Annotated in this window: 10 protein-coding genes; 9 read left to right on the top strand and 1 reads right to left on the bottom strand. The window is 60.2% G+C overall.

The features are described from left to right. Positions 1–85: 85 nt before the first annotated feature. Positions 86–12,934 carry a retention module-containing protein gene (locus WJM78_RS08975; protein ID WP_339015207.1) on the bottom strand — a complete coding sequence of 4,283 codons (12,849 nt, stop codon included), beginning with the start codon at positions 12,932–12,934 and terminating at the stop codon, positions 86–88. 723 nt (positions 12,935–13,657) lie between these two features. On the opposite strand from WJM78_RS08975, the gene nrfA reads away from it, so the two are divergent. From nrfA to pbpG, 9 genes are all read left to right on the top strand, one after another. Then, the gene (nrfA, locus tag WJM78_RS08970; RefSeq protein ID WP_422388444.1) at positions 13,658–15,094 is read left to right on the top strand and encodes an ammonia-forming nitrite reductase cytochrome c552 subunit; all 1,437 of its coding nucleotides are present in this window, start codon (positions 13,658–13,660) and stop codon (positions 15,092–15,094) included. A 51-nt stretch (positions 15,095–15,145) separates the two neighbouring features. Then, positions 15,146–15,790: a cytochrome c nitrite reductase pentaheme subunit gene (gene nrfB / locus WJM78_RS08965; protein WP_339015205.1), complete on the top strand. Its 645-nt coding sequence runs from the start codon at positions 15,146–15,148 to the stop codon at positions 15,788–15,790. After that, positions 15,787–16,461: a 4Fe-4S dicluster domain-containing protein gene (locus tag WJM78_RS08960; RefSeq protein ID WP_339015203.1), complete on the top strand. Its 675-nt coding sequence runs from the start codon at positions 15,787–15,789 to the stop codon at positions 16,459–16,461. Before nrfB ends, WJM78_RS08960 begins: the two co-directional genes overlap by 4 nt. Before the next feature lie 90 nt (positions 16,462–16,551). Further along, positions 16,552–17,505, top strand: a complete 954-nt coding sequence (gene nrfD / locus WJM78_RS08955) for a cytochrome c nitrite reductase subunit NrfD (protein WP_042039325.1) — start codon at positions 16,552–16,554, stop codon at positions 17,503–17,505. Between the two features lie 175 nt (positions 17,506–17,680). Further along, the gene (gene nrfE / locus WJM78_RS08950) at positions 17,681–19,648 is read left to right on the top strand and encodes a heme lyase NrfEFG subunit NrfE (RefSeq protein ID WP_339015815.1); all 1,968 of its coding nucleotides are present in this window, start codon (positions 17,681–17,683) and stop codon (positions 19,646–19,648) included. Continuing rightward, positions 19,645–20,259, top strand: a complete 615-nt coding sequence (locus WJM78_RS08945; RefSeq protein ID WP_339015199.1) for a DsbE family thiol:disulfide interchange protein — start codon at positions 19,645–19,647, stop codon at positions 20,257–20,259. The genes nrfE and WJM78_RS08945 overlap by 4 nt, the downstream gene beginning before the upstream one ends. Next, a complete protein-coding gene (gene nrfF / locus WJM78_RS08940) occupies positions 20,256–21,461 on the top strand; it encodes a heme lyase NrfEFG subunit NrfF (protein WP_339015197.1) in 1,206 nt (401 codons plus the stop codon). The genes WJM78_RS08945 and nrfF overlap by 4 nt, the downstream gene beginning before the upstream one ends. A gap of 315 nt (positions 21,462–21,776) precedes the next feature. Beyond that, positions 21,777–22,232, top strand: coding sequence for an NUDIX hydrolase (locus tag WJM78_RS08935; RefSeq protein WP_339015195.1), 456 nt, complete (start codon positions 21,777–21,779; stop codon positions 22,230–22,232). 301 nt (positions 22,233–22,533) lie between these two features. After that, entirely contained in the window at positions 22,534–23,454 is a 921-nt protein-coding gene (pbpG, locus tag WJM78_RS08930; protein WP_108537741.1) for a D-alanyl-D-alanine endopeptidase, read from the top strand. Positions 23,455–23,486 lie beyond the last annotated feature (32 nt).

The raw sequence follows: 23,486 nt of genomic DNA, 5'->3' as shown, positions 1-23,486 counted from the left end.
TCTGATAACACAATCGCCCGCGAATGGATAAACAAAGAGCCGGCAATCGCCGGCTCTACCTTTACTCGTTTGCGTGTTCAGCGCATCAAGGGTGCTGGATGATCAAACTCTGGTTATCAAGCATGGACTGCAAGATATCGTGGGACGAGCTACTGGCAACATGCCAGCTGCTCAAGTCCACGTCCTTCAGGGTGATCTGCTGAGTCACCTGGCCATCCCCCGCCGGTGATACCGAGAGACTCACGTCGCTCAGCCCGCTGCTGCCGGTGGCCACACTGGCGGAGAGGTGATTGAGCAAGCCATCCACGCTGTTGTCGGTCACCCCGTGCAACATGTCAGTCAGATCGATCTTGTCCCCCTCTTCCGGGCGAAAGTCGGTAATGGTATCCATGGCAGGCAACGCCGCCGTCCCCTCATCACCACTTCCCCACACGAAGAGATCGCTGCCGGCACCGCCAGTCAGAATGTCGTTGCCTTGGCCCCCCCTGAGCACGTCATCCCCCTGGCCAGCCAGGATCTGATCATCTCCACCGGAACCAAACAGCCAGTCACTCTGATCCGAGCCCTGCAGGTCATGGCCGCTCTGGCTGTGGACGATGACCGTATCGGACGGGGAACTGATGATAGCGCCACCCACACTGGACTCTGCACTCAGGGTCAGGGCGTGATCTCCCACCGGCAGATCCTTGAGATAGATCGGCACGGATTGATCCATCGGCAGTAGCCAGTCACCGTTGCTGTCGGCATGACCCACGCTCTGGCCATGCTCGTCCACTACCTGGCCGCCGCCCAGGTTGTGGATGCGAACGGAGAGCTCACCCGGCGCGGGGCTGACCACGCTGGCGCTCAGGTTGAGCGGTACCCAGGCCCCCTGCAGGGCGTGGATCTCATGAGCCCCCAGATTCAAGCGCGGATCGTCCGCCTCGGCGGTCACAGTAATGCCGATCTGGGCACTGTCGGTCAGCGCCCCACCCGACCCCGTGTTACCCTGATCCGAGGTAGTGATGGTGAGATTGTCATCGCCCCAGAAATCCTTGGCTGGTTCATAGTGCAGCTGGCTGGCAAGCAGGTTATTGATATCGACAAGAGAACCCACCAGGGTGATCTCGCCGGTACCTGCACCCTGCACCCCCACGGCGCCGCTAGCACCCAGCAGGGTTAGCACACCGTGCTCGACCCGCAGCACCATGGACATGGGGGCAGTGCCTGCATCCACGTCCTTCACACTGATACCGGAAAGCGACAGCGAACCATCCTCTTTCACCGTCATGCTGCCCGGCACCTGATTGATCGGCGCGTCGTTGACCGGCTGCACTTCAATCGCCACCACATCGGTATCGCCAAGAGCACCGCCGCTGCCGGTATTGCCAAGATCATTGGTCACCATGGTGAGCTGATCCTGGCCATTGAAGTCCTGCTTACCCTGATAAGTCACCCCCCCGGACAGCAGCGCATTGATGGCATCAAGCGACCCGCTAAGCACCAGCGTACCGGACCCGTTTCCGCTCACGGTCACCCCGCTGCCCGTAGCCAGATTGAGGGTACCGTGCTCGACCGAGAGGCGTACCTCAATGGGGCTGCTGCCCGCATCCACATCTTTCACCTGCAAACCGTTAATGGTATACGGCGTGTCCTCCTCGGCCACCAGCGCTGTCGCAGGCAGCACGTTGACCGGCGCATCGTTGACCGGGCTCAGATCCACATGGATGGTGCTATTGACCTCGGGACCAAGGGCGCCGTTGTCGAGACTCTGGGCCGTCACCTTGAGATCCAGCGTCCCGTTGGTGTCATTGGTCACCAGTTCGACAGCCCCCAGCTTGCCGCCATCCGTGGTCACTTGCCAACGCCCCCCTCCCAGATCAACCACAGTGCCAGCAACGCCGTTTGGCAAGCGGATCTGGGCACCATCCGGTACCCCTTCGATGGTGACCCGCACCTGCTCCGGGCCATGCTCATGGACATTAGCGGCAGTGCCGCCGGTTACCTGGGTATCGTGGGTCTCTAGCCCCAGATCCAGGGTGATCACATCCCCTTCGGTGCCACTCGCCTTGTCCTGAATGTCGGCGATGATGACATCCCCCACCGGATTGACGGTGACGGTGAAGCTGCCGCTGGTCTCGAGCGGAATAGAGAGCCCCTTGTCCAGGGTAAAGGCGCTCAAGGAGAGATCCACGCTACCGCTGAAATCCGCTGGCGGGATCAGGGTCAGTTTGGAGAAGTCAGTCCCCACCGGGATCTGCCAGACGCCACCGCCATTGTTGACCGCTGGAGCCGACAGCGTGAAGCCATCCGGTACCCCCTTGATCTGCAGCGCGACTATCTGTTCCGAGCCATCGTTGTCGACAAGGGCCGCGCCAAATCCGGCGAGGTTGACCGTGCCATCCTCATTGCCTGCCACATTGTGTACCGTGAGCGTGGCCGGGTCGTTGACCGGCTTGACCTCAAATTCCACATGCCCGTTCCAGCTACCTTGCGCCGTGCCCGTGGTGGCGGTATCCAGAATATCGACCTTGATATCCAGCGGTACCTTGCCGCTAAAGTGCTCTTTTGGCACAAATACCAGATCCTTGAGCGCCGCCATATCGCTCACCACCAGCGTGGTCAGTGGCTGGTTGCCCACCAGGAAATAGCCAAACTTGGGATCGACGGTAATGGTCACCTTCTCCACAGTCTCGAGACCGCCATCCGCAATGCTCGGGCTGATATCGGCCAGTTTGACCGAGAGGTTGAGGTGAGTCACTGTGTCTTCAACGTTACTCGGCTGACCGTTCACATCCCTCACCTGCAGCGTCAGCTCAGGGTGACCATCCTGGCCGCCGTTGATATCCACTTCGGGGGTGATGGAAAGAGTGACTTGCTTCTCGACTGTCTTGGTATCACCGCTCACCGTATCGGTGTTGACCAACCGCACATTGAAATGCAGGTTGTTGCCAGCATAATCCTCCGGCAGGGTCAGAGTCAGCCTGTCAAGGTCACTGAGGCCGCCCGGCAGCTTGATCAGATACTCGTTATTGACGAAGTCGAAGGTCAGCCCCTCTACATTCACCCCGGCTGGCAGACCGGTGATAACGATACTGAGTTCATCATCGCCCATATCCGCAGCGCCAAGGGTAACCATGTTCTTAAGCTGGGCACCAACGTTGACTCCGTGATCTTCTACGCCGGTTATAGGGGCTCTGTTGTCAACGTCGACGGTTGCTGCAACCTGATTTGACTCAATTTTATCTTTAAACTCGGCAGTGGCCGTCAGCTTACGATAAGCCGGCATACTGACATCATGTTCATTGTTATCGCCAAGATCGATCACTTGGGCACTCACCTTGAAGGTGACGGTACCACCAGGATAACCACCAGGAGCGTGTAAAGAATAATGGCCAAGCGAGCTACTCGGTACAGTCCAGTTGCCCAGACCATCGTTAATCCCCCCCACCACCACGAAACCGGGAGGCAACTCGCTTATCACCAGATAGTTGATGGTCTCACTGCTGCTAAGATCCAGATCCTCAAAAACAAAGACACCGTTGAGCGGAATGTCATCTCCATCAGGACTGACCAGAGCCCCCCCGACTTGTACCAGATTGCCATCGAGTTCCACCACCGCCTGGATATCGACGTGCAGTTGCCCATCAATCACTTTGTTAGCCACCACACTGGAATCCACATCATGCTGGGTCACGGTGACATGGCTTTGAATCGTAATATCCCTGTCACTATCTTCCGGCGCTTTCACCAACAGCTGCCCACCCTTGAGCAGGCTGTCGAGTTGAGCGGAGGTCAACGAGACATTGCCCCCACTGATGGCGATCTGGGTATCAACGCCACCTGCACGCAACCAGATTTGGTATCCATCTGCCACGCCCGATAGCGTCAGACCAGTCACCTGTTCGGCCCCATCGGTCAACACCGGATGCCAGTCGAGCGCAACGAACTGATCTTCAAGACCATGGCTGGTCTTGCTGTAGTGGGTCGCATCGATCTCCGGTTCAACCTTGATGTGCAGGGGCACATCGAAGCTCTTCTGATCGCCATCGCTCTCGGTCACCACGACCTTGGCAATCAGATGCAGATCAGCGGTGCTATTGGGTGGCGGCTGGATCTGCAGATTGCCCAGATCCGACACATTGACCTGATACGTCGGTTTACCACTGGCATCGAGTCCGGCAAAGGTGAGGGTCAACTCATTGCCACTGGCATCGAACACCCTGGCTCCGTCTGGCAAACCACCCAACACCATGTTGAGACTTTCCGAGTGATCGAGAGGGGTCTCTACCCACTCACCGGATGCCAGTTTGAAGTTGAGCGGCGCCTTGCCATCCTCGGCCACCGTGATGGCGTACCCTGCCCCTTCAGACGCCCAACCTGTGCCGCCCAACTCGACGTGTGGTTTATCCACGACCCCAACCAAATCCACATGGATGGTCTGGGCGCCGGTCTCCTTCTCGTTGACCATTGTATGGATCTGGCCATTGGCATCGGTCAGCGTTGCGGTGTCTTTCACCACTCCCTTGACGGTGAGATCGAAATCGACGTTGCTGTTTTTCGGGGGTTCAAGCTTGAGCTCGCGAATGCGGTCATAGGGCACCTCGTAGTAGCCCGCCGCATTCTGGCCCACCGCTACACCGCCAAGCAGCAAGGTTGCCCCGGCAGGCAAGCCGCTGATGCGGACAAACATCTGCTCGGAGCCATCAAGTTTGTCACCCAGCTGAGCCAGGGAGATCTTGCTACCCAGATCGAGCAAGATGTCTTCCTTGCCCTGAATATCACGAATGGTCAGCTTGGCATCATCCGCCTGCGGATTGACGTTGATCACCACCGCCAACGGATCGCCGAGGGCTGTCACCTTGTCGGTCACCACAGGGATATTCTCTGTGCTCACCGGTGTCACCACCAGCTTGATGTCACCGCTGTAGTCCTTACCGGGCACCACGATTATCTTGTTGATGTCGCCGCCAGCAACGGTGTAGAGGCCGTTTGCCCCCGGGGTGAGCACCTTGCCATTCAGGGTCAGGCTGCCCTGGCCCGACTCCCACTTGATCTGGTAGCTCAGGGTTTCGGAGCCATCGGTGTCGGTGAGCGCGGCCTTCACATTTAGAGCGATGCCGGTGCTGTCCTCATTGGTGCTGTAGTGCTGATTCGTGCTCGCCCCATCCCAGAGCGGCTTGTCGGCAATGCCCTCTACCGTAATGTCCAGATTGCCGGTCAACACCGGGGGCTTGTTCCCCTCGGTGACGCCCACCTGTAATTGCACCGGGAAGCGCAGCGCGCTGCCCCCGTTGTTGTAGCTCGAGTAGTCATGATTTGGTACGAAGGTGACACCGGTCAGCTGGAACCTGTCATTGGTATTGGCCACCGCCACCATGGCCTCTGGCGGCACCTGATACCAGGTCTTGCCACCCTGGGTAATGGTGGTGAGTGCGATGCCGTTCAAGTAGAAGATGCCCTGGGCATTGGCCGGTGCCTGGATAAGCAACTGCTCCACATGCTCGCCCCGATCGAAGTCGCCTATATCCAGGTTCATGGTGATGGGGATCCCCTGGCCGGGATTGGTCGCCCCCGTATCCTCTTGGCCGGTGGCCGCGCTCACGGTGAGCTTGCCTGCCTCATCCTGGATGGTCAGGGTCAGGACCCCATCATCAGTATCTCGGTCCCCGTCCACCAGATGAAATTCAATCTGCTGCACCAGCGTGGTGTTGCTGTGATCGATGCCCGATTTGGCGGTAAAGCTGTAGGTTCCCTCGGCATTGATCACCAGAGTGCCGATGACTTGCCCTGTGCCGTCAGCCACCGCGATGGTGGTGTTGCCGCTAGCTGCGATGGGGTGTTCGGTACCATTGATAGTCACCGATTTCACCACCGCATCGTCCGCCCCCTCGCTGGCGGTGGCCAGCAGATCGCCGGTCACTTTCGCACCTTCATTCAGGGTCTTGCTCGCATCCACGGCCACGGGCACATCATCCTGCACGCTCACATGGCCAATCACTTCGGCGCTGAGGTCTCCGTCACTGTCTCGCGCCTGTAACGGCAGCTGGATATCCAGCAGATCCTTGCCCTGGACGCTGTGATCCAGATTGCCGGATAGCTCGAAGGTATAACGGCCGGAGACATCCAAAGTCAGCTTGAAGATAACCTTGCCCGCGCTGTCCTTGCCAAGATACACGCCCGGCTGGCTATCGGCGCCGATGGTGACCGCCTTGCCCCCCGACGTGAGGCTGTTGAGGGCGTTGAAACGTGCCACATCCAGTTGCAGAGAGACCACCCGGTCGCTCCCGGCGGCAATCGTCACCTGGCCGACGGCGACTTCGCCCATGCCTGACGGGCTGGTCCCCCCATGCTGGCCACCGCCACCATTGAGATCCGACTCCTTGACGGTCCCCCCCTCGACATTGGTGATCACTGGATCGGCCGCATCAGAGATCACCGCCGTGGTGTTGCCGGTGGTCACACTGCCATCGCTATCAGTGACCTTGACTGGCAAAGTCAGTTCCAACTTGTTGTCAGCGCCGTGATCCAGATTGGTATGCACCGTCACCTGATAGCCGATCTCCGCACTGGTGTGAGCGGCGATGCTGGCGGGGACGGTGGGGATGGACACAGTCATCACTACCAGACCGCCGCCGGTCACCGCCTGGAAGGTATGGCCATCCGTGCCAACGGCCTTCCAGGTCAAGGCTTCGCCATTGTGGGTAATGGGCTTGCCACTGGCATCCATGACCTGACCGGAGAGGGCCAACCGCACATCGACCACAGGGTCTGAGTCGGCCTGGATGGCGATCTTGCCGCTCGCCTGCTGGTCATCGGTGGCCAAGTTGGCGCCATCGAAACGCCCTTCGCCGAGCGTCACGCCGGTCAGGGTGAGGGTCGGTTTCTCCCCTTCCCCAATCGTGATATTGAGGGTGCCGCTGGTGCTGTCGTTGTTACCACCCGCCTTGTCGTAGTCGTTGACGATCACCTTGATGGGCAGCTCGGTCACGGCATTGCCGCCCTGATGAAGCCCTTGATAGAGGGTGACCTGATAGTCAAATCCGTTCTTGCCCGCCTGATCGAGGCTGCCAGTCAGCTTGACCTCGAACACCTCGACCCGCTGGCCATCCACCATCACATAACCTTTGAGCAGCTGGCTGCCGGGGATGGCGGGATCCCCATCAACCAGCTCGTATTTGACGCTCTGGCCGAGAGCAGTGAGTTCCGGTTGCTGGTTGGCATCGGCAAAGGCCACTTCGGCCACCCGATCCGACCCGGCTTGCACATCAAAATGGCCGGTTTGGCTCAGGCTGTTACTGCCGGTGAGGTCCCCCTCATCCAGCGTCACGCCAGTGCCAACGATAAAGCTCGGCGCCTTGCCATCCACAATGGTGAGCGGCAGCGTGGTGCCGACGCTATCGCCATCCTGGTCAGCCAGGGTGACGACAAGCGGCAGCTTGAGGGATTCACTCCCCTTGTGGTCCAGCTCGCCGGTCAGGGTGACCTTGGCGGTGACGCTCCAGTTGCCGTTGTTGTCGACCAGACTCAGCTCGGCGCGCAGTACCACCTGTCCACCGGCGGTCCCGACCAACTGACCGTTGGCATCGAGGGAGAAGGTGACCGGATTGCCGTGGCTGGTCAACCCGGTCAGGGTGCCCTGAATCGCGGTGATATCAAAACCAAGGGAGCTGGGGTCGAGGGCATCACTGCCGTGCGCCACCGAAAAACTCATGGTGCTGACGGCTGCCGCCTCCCCTTGCGCCGTCTCGGTCATCGTGGTGCCAGTCACGGCAGAGATGGTCGGGTTGGCGCCATCGCCCACCGCGACTGTAATGGTGGAGGAGACCTTGTCGCCATCACTGTCGAGCAGGGAAAAGCCCGCTTGCAGCAAGCTATTTGCACTGCCCTGATCGAGCTGCTGATGGAAGGTGACGCTGTATTTGCCGTCATCGCCGAGGGTCAACTCAAACACCAGCTTGCCATCGGGGGTATGCCCCTCGATACGGTGATCGGCCACCGTGATGGCAACGGCCTGCTTGCCCGAGGTGAACCCTTGCAACCCCGGCTGATTGGCATCGAAGGTGATGCTGGCCAATGGATCGCTGCCTACCGTGATGGCCAGATCGCCAGACAGGCTCTGCCCCAGCTGCCAGTCGCTATCTTCGCTTACGGTGACCGAAACCGGATTCACTTGCGGCAAAACACCGTCGGTAATGGTGATATTGAGGGTGCCGAGGTTGCTCTTGTCCCCGTCAACGTCGCTGCCTTGTACGTTCAAGCCGAGATTAAGTCGATCGGTCGCCACCGGCTCGTCAAACACGCCGGTCAGGGAGACGCTGTATTTGCCATCCAGCTCGATGGTGACGGTGAGGATAGCCTTGCCCTGCCAATCCTTGACGATCAGCTGGTTGTCTTTAACCTCGTAACTCGTCGCCTTGCCCTGGCTGGTGAGCCCCGCCAGCGCAGGTTGGCTGGCCTCAAAGTTGAGGGAGACCAGACGATCGCTGCCCACCGTCACCGGCAGCTGACCATTGATGCTCTGGTTGCCCCCCTCTTGCAGGGCGACCCCCTTGTCCAGACCGAGCGCAGGATCGGCGCTGTCACTTACTGTGATAGTGGCTGAGCCCTGACTCTGGCTGCCATCGCTGTCGGTGACTTCGACCGGCAGGGTCAGCTCCAACTTGTTGTCGGCACCGTGATCCAGATTGGTATGCACCGTCACCTGATAGTTGATCTCTGCGCTGGTGTGAGCGGCGATGCTGGCGGGTACAGTGGGGATGGTTACCGTCATCACCACCAGACCGCCGCTGGTCACCGCCTGGAAGCTGTGGCCATCCGTGCCAACGGCCTTCCAGGTCAAGGCTTCGCCATTGTGGGTAATGGGCTTGCCACTGGCATCCATGACCTGACCGGAGAGGGCCAACCGCACATCGACCACGGGGTCTGAGTCGGCCTGGATGGCGATCTTGCCGCTCGCCTGCTGGTCATCGGTGGCCGAGTTGGCGCCATCGAAACGCCCTTCATTGAGCGTCACGCCGGTCAGGGTGAGGGTCGGTTTCTCCCCTTCCCCAATCGTGATATTGAGGGTGCCGCTGGTGCTGTCGTTGTTGCCGCCCGCCTTGTCGTAGTCGTTGACGATCACCTTGATGGGCAGCTCGGTCACGGCGTTGCCGCCCTGATGGAGCCCCTGATAGAGGGTCACCTGATAGTCAAACCCGTTCTTGCCCGCCTGATCGAGGCTGCCGGAAAGCGTAACCTCGAATACCTCGACCTGCTGGCCATCCACCATCACATAACCTTTGAGCAACTGACTGCCAGGGATGGCGGGATCCCCATCAACCAGCTCGTATTTGACGCTCTGGCCGAGAGCAGTGAGAACCGGTTGCTGGTTGATATCAGCAAAGGCCACTTCGGCCACCCGATCCGACCCGGCTTGCACATCGAAGTGGCCGGTTTGGCTCAGGCTGTTACTGCCGGTGAGGCCCCCCTCATCCAGCGTCACGCCGGTGCCGGGGATAAAGCTCGGCGCCTTGCCATCCACAATGGTGAGCGGCAGCGTGGTGCCGACGCTATCGCCATCCTGGTCAGCCAGGGTGACGACAAGCGGCAGCTTGAGGGATTCGCTCCCCTTGTGGTCCAGCTCGCCGGTCAGGGTGACCTTGGCGGTGACGCTCCAGTTGCCGTTGTTGTCGACCAGACTCAGCTCGGCGCGCAGCACCACCTGCCCACCGGCGGTCCCGACCAACTGACCGTTGGCATCGAGGGAGAAAGTGACCGGATTGCCATGACTGGTCAACCCGGTCAGGGTGCCCTGAATAGCGGTGATATCAAAGCCAAGGGAGTTGGGGTCGAGGGCATCACTGCCGTGCGCCACCGAGAAACTCATGGTGCTGACGGCGGCCGCCTCACCTTGCGCCGTCTCGGTCATCGTGGTGCCAGTCACGGCAGAGATGGTCGGGTTGGCGCCATCGCCCACCGCCACGGTAAGGGTGGAGGAGACCTTGTCGCCATCACTGTCGAGCAGGGAAAAGCCCGCTTGCAGCAAGCTATTTGCACTGCCCTGATCCAGTGGCTGATGGAAGGTGACGCTGTATTTGCCGTCATCGCCGAGGGACAACTCAAACACCAGCTTGCCATCGGGGGTATGCCCCTCGATACGGTGATCGGCTACCGTGATGGCAACGGCCTGCTTGCCCGAGGTGAACCCTTGCAACCCCGGCTGATTAGCATCGAAGGTGATGCTGGCCAACGGATCGCTGCCTACCGTGATGGCCAGATCGCCAGACAGGCTCTGCCACAGCTGCCAGTCGCTATCTTCGCTTAAGGTGACCGAAACCGGATTCACTTGCGGCAAAACACCGTCGGTAATGGTGATATTGAGGGTGCCAAGATTGCTCTTGTCCCCGTCAAAGTCGCTGCCTTGTACCTTCAGGCCGAGGTTGAGGCTGTTAGTCGCCACCGGCTCGTCAAACACGCCGGTCAGAGAAACGCTGTATTTGCCATCCAGCTCGATGGTGACGGTGAGGATAGCCTTGCCCTGCCAATCCTTGACGATCAGCTGGTTGTCATTGACCTCGACACTGGTGGCCTTGCCCTGACTGGTCAGCCCGGCCAACGCCGGTTGGTTCGCATCAAAGTTGAGGGAAACCAGACGATCGCTGCCCACCATCACCGGCAGCTGACCATCAATGCTCTGGTTGTCCCCCTCTTGCAGGGCAACCCCCTTGTCGATGCCCAATGCGGGATCACTGCCATCATTGACGGTCAGCGTCAGGTTGGCACTGGTACTATCGCCGTCGATCTCGTTGGCGCTCACCTGCAAACCGAGGGAGAGGCTGTCACTGCCCTGATGATCCAGCGGCCCGGTGAGGGTGACAACTACCCGACCAGCCAGATCGCTGCCCTGCTGCTCAGCCTTCAGCTCGGCGCGCAGCACCTCTACCCGTTTGCCACTGCCATCCAGGTAGTAACCCACCAGGGTGCGATCACCGGCAAATTCGAACGTCAGCGGATGGCCATCACTCCCCAGCCCGGCACCGTTGAGGGTGGCCAGGGTCTGGCTCTGGTTACTGAACACCAGCGAATCCACCAGCAGGGGATCGGCGGTGTGTTTGACCACAAAGCTGCTCTCGCCCACCACGGCGGCGCCGTTGGTAAAGGCATCTTCGGTCAGGGGAATGGCCGGGATGTCGAAGCTGGGCGGATTGCTGTCCACCAGAGTGAGCACCAACGGCGCCTTCACCAGATCGCCGTCGCTATCGCGATATTCGAGGTTGAACGGCAGGCGCAACGTGTCCTGACCGTGATCCAGACTCTGACTCCAGACGATGCGGTAGCTGCCGTCATTGTTGAGGGTCAGGGTGAAGACGGTCGAACCACCGGCGGTGGCGGTCAGGGTCTGACCATTGATGGTGTAGCCGAGAGGCACACCGTGGCTGACAAATCCCAGCCCTTCCAGCGCACTCTGGTCGGCAGCAAACTGAACTTGCAGATTGCCATCCTGACCGGCACCGGTATTGAGACTGCCGGTCGCGGTCACCGGGCCATCGGCCAAACCTGCTTCGGAGAGTGTCAGGGTCTCGCTCTGACCGATCAGCGGTGCGCCATCGCTTGCGCTGTTGCCCGCCAAATCGGTGACGCTGGCACGCACTTCAAAGGATTGATTGATGCCGGAGAGATCAAGGCCGCTCACCTGCCAGCGACCATCGGCCCCTACCAGCGCCGAGGTAGTCAGCAGCGGCTGGCCATTGCTGTCGACCAGGGTGATGGTGACATTCTGACCCGCTTCCACATTGCTGCTGGAACCGCTCAGGGTGGCGCTGTTATTGCCAAACAGGGCGGCGGTATCGAGATCATCGATGTCGATGAAGGCCTGGGTATCGACATTGATAACAAGGGTATCGCTGGCGCGGTTGCCGGCAATATCCACTGAATTGACCTGAAACTGGTACTGGCCATCGGCCAGGGTCTGCGGCAACTGATATTGCCAGTTACCGGCGGTATCCACCGTCAGGACGGTGAGCACGCTGCCGCCAAGGCTCAGGGTCACGGTGGCGCCGGGCTCCCCCTTCCCTTGCAGCAGCGGGGTATTGTCGCGGGTCAGATCATCGGTCTGACTGGCACCGCTGTCGCTCTCATCGGCGAGATCCAGAGTAATGGTGGTGATGGTATCGAGCAGGGTCTGGCCGGTGTCGTTGGCATTGTTGCCCGCCTGATCCTGGGTATTGGCCACAATCTGCAGCGGGCCATCCACCAGCTTGCCGGTGACATCGCCAAAGTTGGCCTCCCAGACCAAGCCAGGCAGCACCACGGTCGTTACTGTCAGTGAATTTCCCGCCTGGTCGATAAGGGTGACGGTGACCGGCTGGCCCACCTCCACATCGAACACAGTGCCGCGGATGATGACGCCCGCCGCTTCATCGGCATTGATGATGTTGTCGCTGGTTTGGGGGTCGGTGATGGTGATAGCGGCAAAGAGGTCGCGCTCTTCGGAAAACAGCAGCTCATCGCCCTCAGGTTGAGCTGTGTGATAGGTGTCGAAACCAGCCTCGGCCAGGGTAGCGTCATTGGTACGATCGACCACAACGAATCCGCCCGAGCTGGAACCGGCGACACCGCCGATATTACCTGCAGCCGCGGCAGCATTGCCCGCCGCGGTCTCCTGGAATTGAGCTGTCGGGTCTATCCCCTGGCGGATAGCCTCTTGCAACGAGGCCAGCTCCGGATCGGCCAGTTGCCCATCACCAGCGGGAGTGGCAGGCTCAGGTTTGACGGCAACCGCTTGCTCACCGGTGGCATCACTGCCCGGCTCGGCTAGTTGAAAATGGCCTCCTTGGGCGGTTTGGAGGCGGTCCCCCGGCTGCAACGCCATCCCCACCTTTGCGCGTATGGCAGATCCATCTGCATTGATGACAAACACAGAGCCCTCAAGTTGGGTGATCACCGTGGACGTTTCAATTTGCAACTCAGCCATACAGCCTCCAGTACCATTTTACGCACTGATATCAGTATCAACCGGATACTCATTTGTTCAATAATCATACCGCACCAGGCAGCTTGGGTCTTTTCGCTATTTTCGACAACAAAAGCGATTAAATGGCCTTAACTGACAACTTTGTGCATCAGGCAAGGGTTCTTGAACAAAACAAGATTTGAATGGCCCCGCCTCCACCCCTCTAGTAACAGGCTTATTCGCTCGCATGTGAGCATTTCGGTCGCGTGACGAGAAATTTGCCCAGCACCTCGATGAACTGACGACTGCTGGCGCGCCACATGGTTCGCACTCAATATGCCTAAAATGCATATTTAGTCAAAAAATCCACATACGAAATGGCGATGCAATCCGCGTTGTGACAATGGCAAACGGGATTGGCAGCAACATGGCTCGTTCATGACGGTATCGATACCCCCCTTACATCGGATGTTCTGCGGTGAACAAGGAGTTGAGTTTTCATAAAATTTAATCGAGATCTCATTTCAACGATCAATCCGGTGCACCAATTGATCTGGCACAACTCTCCTGCTGATTAATCATCATTAAATTTACCTATTTGATAGGGTAAGCCTCTAGAAATCACATATTGCGCGGTTTTATTCATCGCCAACCACACGTCTGCCCACCCCGCCCAATGGGGATGAAATCCACGCAACAAGATGGAAAGGGTCAGACCAGGACATTTATCTGGGAGTGATAAACGTGGGTTCACAACACAGGCATACCAAACTGGGCTTCGCTGCCCTGCTGCTAACCAGCTGGCTTGGTGCCAGCGGCTTTGCACAGGCTGATGAGACAACCACCAAGGGCAAGATAGAGGCACGCAGTGAGCTGTTCGCCAAGGATCACACCGATCAGTTCACCAGCTGGCAGGCCACCCGCGAGAGCGAGACGCGCACCGATGCGTTGGCCGAAGATCCCAATATGATCGTGCTGTGGGGAGGCTATCCCTTTGCCAAGGATTACAACAAGCCACGCGGCCACTTTTATGCCCTGACCGATGTGCGCGAGACCCTGCGCACCGGCGCCCCTAAAACTGCCGAAGATGGCCCGCTGCCAATGGCCTGCTGGAGCTGCAAAGGCCCGGATGTGGCCCGCGTTATCGATGAGAAAGGCGAGGATGGCTACTTCAAGGGGATGTGGGCCAAGGGGGGGCCGGAGATTGTCAACACCATCGGCTGCGCCGACTGCCACGACACCGCCTCGAAAGAGTTCAAGGAGGGCAAACCGGCCCTGCACCTCTCCCGTCCCTATGCCGATCGGGCCATGACCGCCATCGGCAAGCCGTTCAAAGAGCAAGGTCGTTTCGATCAGCAGTCTCAGGTGTGCGGCCAGTGCCACGTGGAATACTACTTCAGCGGCCCCACCAAGGCGGTGAAATTCCCCTGGGACAAGGGCACCACGGTTGAGCAGATGGAAGAGTATTACGACGAGATCGGTTTCGCCGACTGGACTCACGCCCTCTCCAGGACGCCCATGCTCAAGGCCCAGCATCCGGAATACGAGACCTGGCGCGCCGGCATTCACGGCCAGAACAACGTCGCCTGCGTCGACTGCCACATGCCCAAGGTGCAAAACGATCAGGGCAAGGTCTACACGGATCACAAGGTGGGCAACCCTTTCGATCGTTTCGAGCAGACCTGCCGCAACTGCCACACCCAGAGCAAGGAGATGCTGCAAGGCATAGTCCAGCAGCGCAAAGAGGCGGTGATCGAGACCAAGCTGAAGGTCGAGAAGCAGCTGGTGCACGCCCACTTCGAGGCCAAGGCGGCCTGGGATGCCGGTGCCACCGACGCCGAGATGAAGGACATTCTGCAGGACATCCGTCACGCCCAGTGGCGCTGGGACTATGCCATCGCCTCCCACGGGGTGCAGATGCACGCCCCCGAAGTGGCCCTCAAGGTACTTGGCAGCGCGCTGGACAAGGCCGCTGACGCCCGCACCAAGCTGGCTCGCCTGCTGGCGACCAAAGGGATCAGCCACGAGATCGCCATCCCCGACATCTCCAGCAAGGAGAAGGCCCAAACCGGCCTTGGCATGGATATGAAACAGATGAACAGCGACAAGGCCCAGTTCCTCAAGACCACAGTCCCCGCCTGGGATGCCGAGGCCAAAGCGGCCGGACGGCTGGCACAGTAATGGCGCCTGCGGGCCCGACCAGATCGGGCTCGCAGCGGATGGAAGCTTCCTATGGGTGATTTAACGATGGATTTCTTACGACTGATGCTGATGGCAGCCATGCTGCTCACCAGCCTGCAGGGTCAGGCGGCCGAACCGGCAGCCGTCCCTGTTCCGGCCACACCTGCCCCGGCCACACAGAAGGTGGAGTTTTTACGCAATCCCAATGCGGCCTGTACCGACTGCCACAAGGAGCAGGCCTACGGCATGCACGGCAAGCATGGCCAGGCAACCAACCCCAACAACCTGGCGCCGGTCACCTGCACCAACTGCCACGGCCTGCCCTCTCCCCAGCACAGGGAAGGGGTCAAGGATGTGATGCGGTTCAGTGACAGCTTCAACGACCAGCAAAGCGCATTGCAAGATAAGCTGAGCAGCGCCAACGACACGCAAAGCGATGAGGCTTACCCCATCGCCGAGCAAAACGGGGTCTGCATGAGCTGCCACGAGCCCAAACCCCTGCGCGAGGCACTCTGGGCTCACGACGTGCACGCCACCAAGCTCACCTGCACCAGCTGTCACCAGCTGCACCCGGCCAAAGATCCCATGGCGGGGATCCCTGAAAAATCCCGCATCAAGCTTTGCGTCGACTGCCACAACAAGCAGCATGAGGCGATCAAAGCCACGAACGCCGCCCCGGGCAAGGAGGCACAATGAGCTGCTCTCGCCGTCACTTCATGGCGGGGATGAGCGCGGGGGCCCTCATCATGATGACGGGGCCTGTTCGCGCGACTGCCCTCACCCACAGCCAGACCATCAACGGGGTGCGCTATGGCATGATCCACGACGAGACGGCCTGTATCGGCTGCACCGCCTGCATGGATGCTTGCCGGGAGGTGAATCAGGTGCCGGAAGGGGTTTCGCGCCTCGAGATCATCCGTTCCGGCCCCGTCGGTGAATTTCCCGATGCCGAGTACCGCTTCTTTCGTAAATCGTGCCAGCACTGTGATAACGCCCCCTGCGTGCACGTCTGCCCCACCGGGGCCTCCCATATCAGGGCGGAGGATGGCATCGTCGAGATGAACCCGGACTTGTGCGTCGGTTGCATGTACTGTCTGGCCGCCTGCCCCTACCAGGTGCGCTTTATCAACCCGGTGACCAAGGTCGCCGACAAGTGCGACTTTTGCCGCAAGACCAATCTGGCGGCGGGCAAGGAGCCAGCCTGTGTGGGATCCTGCCCCACCAGGGCGCTGGTGTTTGGCAATCTGGATGATCCGGGCAGCCCCATCGCACAGCGGCTGGTGAAGGAGACCAGCTATCGCTACAAGCAGGCGCTCGGCACCTCGCCCAAGATGTACCGCGTACCCAAAGGGGAGATAACCTCATGACCATGCAAGCGGCCTTTCACTGCCCCTCGCGGGGGTGGGGAGTTGCCCCATCGCCATCGACCCCGGCAGTAACAGAGGGAGGGAATAACCATGTGGCATGACGCCTTTCATTTCCCTTCTCTTGTCTGGGACTGGCCGATCGCAATCTATCTCTTTCTGCTCGGCATCTCCGCCGGCGCCACCACCCTCTCGGTGCTATTGCGCCGCAAGGGGGCTGGCAGCGAGAGCGGCATCATCAAGGCGACTGCCATTCTGGCGCCGCTCAGCGTCGTGTTGGGACTGCTCATCCTCATCTTCCACCTGGCCCGCCCCTGGACCTTCTGGAAGCTGATGTTCCACTACCAGTTCGACTCCGTGATGTCGATGGGGGTCATGCTGTTCCAGCTCTATATGGCTGTGCTGTTCGCCTGGCTGGCGGTGGTGTTCAGAGCCGATATTGAGACGCTGCGCCGCCGGTTGCTGAAAGAGAAGTTCGCCTTTGTGGATAATCTCATCGGCTGGCTCGCCCGCATCGAACGGCTGCTGGCACCGCTGCTGTTACTGCTCGCCGTGCTCTTGGGGGCCTACACCGGCTTTCTGCTCTCGGCGCTCAAAACCTATCCGCTGCTCAACAACCCGGTGCTACCGGTGCTGTTTCTGGTCTCCGGCATCAGCTCCGGCATTGCCGCCACCATCTTGCTGGCGGTGACCCTGTTCAGGGAGAACCACCACAGTCAGGGGGTGAGCTTTGTCCACCGCTTCGAGCGGCCGGTGCTGGCGGTGGAGCTGTTGCTGCTGGTCTGCTTCTTTACCGGCCTCTACTTTGGTGGCGGCCAGAAAGAGGTGGCGATGTGGGCTGCCATCGGCAGCGGTTTCTGGGCTCAGGTGTTCTGGGTCGGGGTGGTGGGGATCGGCATGCTACTGCCCCAGCTGCTCGCCCTGCTGATGCCCGCTCGGCTACGGGAGAGGAACGGCCATCTGGTACTGATCTGCAGCCTGACCCTGATGGGGATCTTGCTGCTGCGCTACTTCGTGCTCTACGCCGGCCAGATGACAGTAGTTTAAAGGTATGATCTCCAGCGCCAGCCACCTAGGGGAGACTGGCGCTGGTTTGTTGCTGGCCCAATTAATTTCTGGTGATGCCACACCCGCTGCCTGCGGAGTCTCCCCGCCAAACAGGAGACAAGGCGGCGTATGTGCCATGACATGAATGAGATCAAAGATTGAACCTGGAGGTTTTGTGCTGGCGGAGCTTGGCTATCTCTCACTGCTACTGGCGGCGGCACTCTCGCTGCTGCAGGGCACCTTGCCCTGGCTGGGATTGCGCCTCGCCTCCCCGACCCTGCTGCGCAGCGCCAAGCCGCTGGCGCTGCTCAATGCCGCCCTGCTGGGGGCTGCTCTGCTGCTGCTCGCCAGCTGCTTTGCCCGGGATGATTTCACCGTCAGCTATGTGGCCCAACACGCCAACAGCGCCCTGCCCCTGGGCTTCAAACTGGCTGCGGTCTGGGGCGGCCACGAGGGCTCCATGCTCTTTTTCGTCTTTGCACTGGCCTTGTGGGGGGCCTTGGTGGCGATTTGTTCGAAGCATGTCGATCCGCTGATCACCGCTCGGGTGCTGGCCATCATGGGGCTGATCGTCGGGCTCTTTGCCCTCTATACCCTGATCTTCTCCAGCCCGTTTGACCGCCAATTCCCGGGGCCGCTGGAGGGGCGCGATCTTAACCCCATGCTGCAAGATATCGGTCTTATCATTCACCCGCCCCTGCTCTATCTCGGCTACGTCGGCTTTGCGGTCAACTTCGCCTTCGCCATGGCGGCGCTGCACTCGGGCAGGCTGGATGGCGCCGTGGCCCACTGGAGCCGCCCCTGGGCGCTCGGCTCCTGGATCTTTCTCACTGCCGGTATCGTGCTGGGCTCCTGGTGGGCCTATTACGAACTGGGCTGGGGCGGCTGGTGGTTCTGGGATCCGGTGGAAAATGCCTCCCTGCTGCCCTGGCTGCTCGGCACTGCCCTGCTGCACGCCCTTGTGGTCTGCGAGAAGCGCGGCGCCTACGGCCACGCCGTGCTGTTGCTCTCCATCTTCACCTTCGCCTTGAGCCTGCTCGGCACCTTTGTGGTGCGCTCCGGGGTACTCACCTCGGTGCACGCCTTTGCGGTGGATCCCAACCGCGGCCTCACCCTGTTGCTGCTGCTAGGGCTGCTGTTAACCTGCGCCCTCACCCTGTTTGCGCTGCGCGCCGACACCCGCGCCCCCTACGCCAGCTTCGGCTTACTGTCAAAGGAGGGACTGCTCGGTGGCGCCATCCTGCTGCTCTGCGTGGCCTGCGCCAGTGTGCTGCTCGGCACCTTCTACCCCATGGTGTTCCAGTCGATCCATCTGGGCTCCCTCTCGGTGGGTGCCCCCTACTTCAACACCATCTTCGTGCCGCTGGCGCTGCTGCTGATGGGGCTGATGACCCAGCTTCCGCGCCTGCGCTGGCAGCAGCTTGCCGCAAGTCCTCGGCTCAACACCCTGTTGCCGCCGCTGTTTGGCCTGCTTGGCGGCGGGCTGCTTAGCCTTGCCTATCTGGAACAGGGATCTTTTTCCGGCAGCTGGAGCGGCATCCTCGCCAATATGGTGAGCCTCTGGCTGATGGCCAGCCTGCTACTCCCTTTCTCACAACTGACCTCACTTCGTGAGTTGACGTTCAAGCGGCTCGGCAGCTTGCTGGCCCACCTCGGGGTGGCGGTGTGCGCCCTCGGCATTGCCCAAGTGAGCCACCACAGTCAGGAAGGGGGCACAGTGCTTGGTGCCAACCAGCCCTACCGACTCGGCGCGTTCGAGTTTCGCTATGAGGGGCGAGAGCCGGTGCGCGGCCCCAACTACACCGCCGAGCGCATCACGCTTAGCGTGCATAAGGACGGTAAAGAGGTAGCGCGGCTGACGCCGGAGCGGCGCCACTACAGCGTGCGCACCATGAACATGAATGAACCGGGCATAGCATGGGGGCTGTTTGGCGATCTCTACGTGGTGCTGGGCGAGAAGATGGGGCCCGATGCCTATGCCATGCGGCTGCACTACAAGCCGCTGGTGCGCTGGATCTGGCTCGGCGGCCTGTTGATGATCGCGGGCGGCACCCTGCGCCTGCTCGCCCGTCGCCCCTTGCTTGCCTCCCGCCCCATTGCGGTTGGTGCCTCCCATCACCGGCTCGAACAGGAGGCGTTATGAGATCCCGCCTGCGCCTCTTTGTTCCCCTGCTGCTGACGCTGGGCCTCGGCGCCCTGCTCTGGCTCGGTCTCGGGCAAGATCCCTATCGTCAGGATGAAGCGACGCTGGGGCGTACCCTACCTGCGTGGCAGAGCGACAATCTGCTGGATGGGAGTCCGATCCAGACCGCCAGCCTCAAGGGTGAGCCCTTTGTGCTTAACGTCTGGGCCAGCTGGTGCGTCAACTGCCGCGCCGAACATCCGCGGCTCACCGAGCTGGCGGGCACAGTGCCCCTCTACGGCCTCAACTATCGGGACAAGGGTGAGGCGGCCCGCGCCTGGCTTATCCAGGCGGGCAACCCCTATCGCGCCGTGCTGGCCGACCCCGACGGTAAACTTGCGCTGGAGCTCGGCGTCTACGGCACGCCGGAAACTTATCTGTTTGCCGCCGATGGCACCCTGCTTGCCCGCCACACCGGCGCGCTCACCAACGAGATCTGGCAGCGCCAGTTTGCACCGCTGCTCGACAAGGCTCGAGCAGACGCGCAGGCGAAGGCCGCCACGACTGCACCATCTAGAACGCCAGCTATTGCACCATCTATTGCAATACCAACTCGGGAGACACAGTCATGATGTGCCGTCCTCTTGCCAGAGCCCTGCTGGCCCTCGGCATGCTGTTGAGTGCAACTGCATTTGCCAGCGGGGTCGATACCTATCAGTTTCGCCATCCCGAGCTGCAACATCGGGCGCAAGAGCTGGCCCGCGCCCTGCGCTGCCCCCAGTGTCAGAACCAGAATCTGGTGGAGTCCAACTCCCCCATCGCCCGGGATCTTCGGCTCGAGGTGTATCGCTGGGTGGACGAGGGACAGAGCGACGAGCAGGTGATCGCCCGCATGACGGAGCGCTTTGGCGATTTCGTCCGCTACGATCCCCCCTTCAAGAGCAGCACGGCGCTGCTGTGGGGCGGTCCCCTGCTGCTGTTGGGGCTCGCGCTGTTGACCCTGTTTCGCCGCCTGACACGCACAAAGACGCAGACCATCCCTGTCGTTAAGGCAATCGTTGAGACAATCCATCAACCCGCAGCCGATCCTCGCAGCGAATTGAATCTGCTGATCATGCATGGGGAGCAAGCAGGCCTCTCACCCGACCAGCCGATCTACAGGGAGCTAAGCGCCGCCCGCCTTGCCAATGCCACACCCGCCACAGAGTTGGCCCTTCACGCACAACTGACCAACCAGCGTGACAATCGCGGTCGCAATAGCCGCCACACCCTCGTCTTGCTGTTGCTTGGCATCCTGGCAATCGCTGCCGTTGCCACTGTGTATATGAGCAGCGGCCGCTATCAGGCATGGCAGGCTCATGCATCCCGTCCCGACCCGCTTGCAGGGCTGAGCCCGTGGGACCTGCAGGAAAAGGAGCTGGGGAGTCTGCATCAAACCTTGCAGCGCAGCCCCGCCGATCTCGACAGCTGGGCGGCGCTCGGTCAGCTCTATCTCTATCGGGGCGAATATGACAACGCCCTGCTCGCCTATCAGCGCCTTGCCCTGCTGGAGGGGGGGGCCAGCGCGGCGACTAAAGCCGCCCAGGCCACCGTGCGCTACTATCAGGCGGGCCAGCAGCTTACCCCGGAGGCAACCCGCCTGCTGGAGAGCGCCCTCAAGCAGGATGCAGGGGAAGTAAGCGCCCTGATGCTGCTCGCCGCCGATCATTTCCTGCACGGCCGCTACACCCGGGCCATTGCGCTGTGGCAACAGCTGCTCGATAGCGAGCGCCCTCGCATCAACCGTGCGGCGCTTATCGAGGCGATCCAGACGGCGAAAATGATGGGGGGATAACCCGGTTGATTGGGGGTATGTCGTCGTCGTAATATTGCGCCTCGACCACAGACGTTAATCATCTCCTGGCAGAGATGACGCATATTTATCCAGCAAGCTGTTCCACTTTCCAGACTATTTCTACTGCCATGTAAGCCAACGATTTCCGACATATGCCGGCGACTGGGTGGATGTTAATCTGGTGGCAAACTATCTGGCCAAGAGCAGCCTGAATGAAATAGACGCCATTGGTCTGCCAGCGGAGACGTTTTTCATTTAAGACCCCTTTATCCCTGTCGTTTTAATTACAGACGGCAAACCAAGCGAGAAAAAACCATGATCCCCATTCGCTGTAAAGCCGTCTCCGGTGTCGCCCTCTCAACGATGGATGGCGAAACAAAGCTGCTGGTGATGAAACGCGTAAAGGGCGGTTTCTGGTGCCATGTGGCTGGCACGATTGAGGCGGGGGAAACCGGCTGGCAGACCATTATTCGCGAGTTTGGCGAAGAGACGGGTATCACGGTTTGCGAGTTATACACAGCCCATTATCTGGAACAATTTTACGAAAGCACTTCAAATACGGTGGAGGTAGTGCCGGTATTTGTGGTCTATTGCCCGCCCAATCAGGTGGTCACCCTCAACGACGAGCACACCGAATATCGCTGGTGCACCTTGGCCGAGGCCAAGGGACTGGTGAGCTTTCCCGGCCAGCAGGCGCTCTATGACCATGTCTGGCACTATTTTGTCGAGCGCAGTCCCTCGGCGCTGATGCGAGTAGCAACAGAAGCCTGAAAATGCAGGCTCTCTCAACGCAGGTGGTGCCGCTTGCGCCACCGCAAGGGGGATTAACGGGCCGCCTGGCCCCAGAGACGCAATATATAGTGCGCCACCGTGACGGGTGACGCTGACATGTATCAGACTCGCTCATGGTTGGATATTTCCCCGATCGAGTCGTCATTTAGCCGTCAACATGGGGATTTCAAGGCGTACGATCCCATTAAATTGAAATATCGGGCCATTAGACGTTGTGAAGCGTCAATTACCGTCATATAACTTAGCCAAATGTTCCAGTCATTCACGGTAGCGTCAAAACATGATTATTCGTCCTTTTCTTACCCTGCTGCTCGGTGCCTTCCTCGTTCCCGTCAGCATGGAGAGCGCCCAAGCCAATCCGTTTACGGCCACATCCCACTCCCCCAAACGCTTTCTGGAACCGCGCAACGATCTTGCCCTGAGTTCGGCTGCCTTCGTGGTGGCCAATCCACGCACCGGCGAGGTGCTGTCAGAGCGCAATGCCAATCGGGTGATGCCCATCGCCTCCATCACCAAACTGATGACGGCGCTGGTGGTGCTCGATGCCAATCAGCGCCTCTCCGAAATGCTGACCGTCACCATGGCCGATGTGGATCGTCTCAAGGGAACAGGGTCGCGGCTGGCGGTAGGATCGCGTCTGAGCCGGGCCGACATGCTGCACATCGCCCTGATGTCGTCGGAAAACCGCGCGGCCTCCGCACTGGCCAGACATTACCCGGGGGGCCAGCGCGCCTTTGTCGAGGCGATGAATGCCAAGGCCCGCATGCTCGGCATGTGGAACACCCAGTTCGCAGACAGCACGGGGCTCACCCCTCGCAACGTCTCCAGCGCCCATGATCTGGCCAAACTGGTGGCTGCTGCCTCTGCCTACCCACTCATTCGCCAGTACTCTTCCACCGAGGAGCGCATGGTGCGCAACGGCAAGCGCCAATTGCACTACCTCAACTCCAACCGCCTGGTGCGTGAAGGCAGCTGGCCTGTCACCCTCTCCAAGACGGGTTACATTCGCGAGGCGGGGCGCTGCCTGGTGATGGCAACCCAGATAAACCGCGAACCGGTGATCCTGGTGCTGCTCAATGCCGATACCCCCAACTCCCGGGTGGCGGATGCCAAACGGATCAAATCCTGGCTGGAGACCTCCGGCCGCATGAGCCTGACTGCCCAATCCCGCCCCCAGCCCAAGCTGTTCAGCAGCCAGTAATATGCTTCAGACGCTCACGGTAAAAAGCCCTC

Origin of the sequence: Aeromonas popoffii, assembly GCF_037818705.1 — a bacterium.
Taxonomy (GTDB): domain Bacteria; phylum Pseudomonadota; class Gammaproteobacteria; order Enterobacterales; family Aeromonadaceae; genus Aeromonas; species Aeromonas popoffii.
The sequence above is the reverse complement of the archived record's forward strand: the minus strand, read 5'-3'. Positions and strand labels throughout refer to the sequence as shown.

Excerpts from the sequence above, each read along its gene's own strand:
- nrfD (WP_042039325.1), top strand. The coding sequence starts at position 16,552 with ATGTGGCATGACGCCTTTCATTTCCCTTCTCTTGTCTGGGACTGGCCG.
- pbpG (WP_108537741.1), top strand. The coding sequence starts at position 22,534 with ATGATTATTCGTCCTTTTCTTACCCTGCTGCTCGGTGCCTTCCTCGTT.
- nrfB (WP_339015205.1), top strand. The coding sequence starts at position 15,146 with ATGGGTGATTTAACGATGGATTTCTTACGACTGATGCTGATGGCAGCC.
- WJM78_RS08975 (WP_339015207.1), bottom strand. The coding sequence starts at position 12,934 with ATGGCTGAGTTGCAAATTGAAACGTCCACGGTGATCACCCAACTTGAG.
- WJM78_RS08935 (WP_339015195.1), top strand. The coding sequence starts at position 21,777 with ATGATCCCCATTCGCTGTAAAGCCGTCTCCGGTGTCGCCCTCTCAACG.
- nrfF (WP_339015197.1), top strand. The coding sequence starts at position 20,256 with ATGATGTGCCGTCCTCTTGCCAGAGCCCTGCTGGCCCTCGGCATGCTG.
- WJM78_RS08960 (WP_339015203.1), top strand. The coding sequence starts at position 15,787 with ATGAGCTGCTCTCGCCGTCACTTCATGGCGGGGATGAGCGCGGGGGCC.
- WJM78_RS08945 (WP_339015199.1), top strand. The coding sequence starts at position 19,645 with ATGAGATCCCGCCTGCGCCTCTTTGTTCCCCTGCTGCTGACGCTGGGC.